The 1,639-nt window shown below is 43.6% G+C and carries 1 protein-coding gene; it reads left to right on the top strand.

What is annotated here, in order from left to right:
- Window positions 1–213: 213 nt before the first annotated feature.
- Complete coding sequence (gene nagA, locus AALA56_RS10020) at window positions 214–1,362, top strand: N-acetylglucosamine-6-phosphate deacetylase (RefSeq protein WP_369909890.1); 1,149 nt, start codon at window positions 214–216, stop codon at window positions 1,360–1,362.
- Window positions 1,363–1,639 lie beyond the last annotated feature (277 nt).

The following is a 1,639-nucleotide window of genomic DNA, read 5'->3' on the forward strand; positions in this document are numbered from 1 at the left end:
CCAGTCTCCTGTAAAGTACAGAAAACTGGCCTCATGAATGTGTTTTTCTTGTGTCCCATTATAAGGGTGCAGTGCCACCAAGTGTCTCTTTTTTTCTTGTCTCAAAAATGAGAAAAGCGTATAATAAAATGATGTATGGGTTTTCAAAACCTTTTCGGAGATTTGAGAGTGTCAAGAAGTTTGCGATGAATGCTAAAAATGAGAGGTTTTCTTATGTATTACATTAAAGCAGATGCATTTTACTATCCAACAGAGGTCAAACCAGCAGGCTATTTGCAAGTTCAAAACGGCTGTTTTGGTGAGTGGGTAGATAGCATTGAAGAAGGTAAAGAGGTCCTTGACTACACAGGGATGAGTATCGCCCCAGGCCTAGTGGACACGCACATCCACGGCTTTGCTGGGCATGATGTCATGGACAATTCGGCTGAAGGACTAAAAGAAATGAGTAAGGCGCTGCTATCTACAGGTGTGACATCGTTTCTACCAACAGCGCTGACCGCTTCTTTTGAGACGCTAGAGGACATTTGCCGTACTATTGCCAGCGTCAAAGGGAACGAAGATGGCGCTAAAATTCAAGGAATTTTCTTTGAGGGTCCTTTCTTTACAGAAGAGCACAAGGGCGCTCAAAATCCAGACTATATGCGAGACCCTAGCTTAGAAGAGTTTGCCACTTGGCAAAAAGCGGCTGGTGGGCTCTTGACCAAGATTGCAGTAGCTCCAGAGCGTGAAGGCGTGTCGCATTTTATCAGTGAGTTGACCAAGCAAGGCGTGGTTGTGGCTCTTGGTCACTCCAATGCGACCTATGCTGAAGCAAAAGCAGCGGTTGACGCTGGAGCAGATGTCTGGGTGCATGCTTACAACGGCATGCGTGGGCTCAATCACCGTGAGCCTGGTATGGTTGGTGCTGTGCTTGATTTAGATGGGACTTATGCGGAGCTGATTTGTGATGGGCACCATGTGCACCCAGCGGCTTGTCATATCCTCATGCAGCACAAGGGGTGTGAGCATGTCGCTCTTATCACGGACTGCATGAGTGCTGGTGGTAGAGAAAATGGGGACTACATGCTAGGTGAGTTTCCTGTCGTTGTCAAGGATGGCACAGTACGCTTAAAAGACGGTGGCAATCTAGCTGGTTCTATTTTGGAACTTAAAGACGCTGTCCAAAATATCATCAACTGGGGCATTGCCACTCCACATGAAGCGATTCAGATGGCGACTCAAGTGGCAGCAAAATCTGCCAAGATTGACGCTTATTGTGGGCGTTTAGAAAAAGGCAGAGCCGCAGATTTCATTGTGCTTGATGAGGATTTTAACCTCAAAGCGACTTATGTGGATGGCACTTGTGGCTATCAAGCAGATTAAAATGGAGCAGAGTTTATCTCTGCTCCATTTTTTGTCAAAAAAAAGTGTGTGCTAAAAAGACAGCTCACTTTTTCCTGTCAAAAAGTTGTGCAAAAGAGCTACAATAGAAAGAATATTCAATCAATTACGAGCTGAGTCAAGCTTAGTCTTAATAATTTTATAATATATAAAAATAGGATATAAAATTATTAAAATTGTCAATTACCCGTTGTGCTAGTTAATTGTAGAAATAATAAAAAAACTTGCGTATCATAAACTCAAAACCATCACGAATTGA

Source organism: Streptococcus hyointestinalis, assembly GCF_041225505.1.
Taxonomy (GTDB): domain Bacteria; phylum Bacillota; class Bacilli; order Lactobacillales; family Streptococcaceae; genus Streptococcus; species Streptococcus hyointestinalis_B.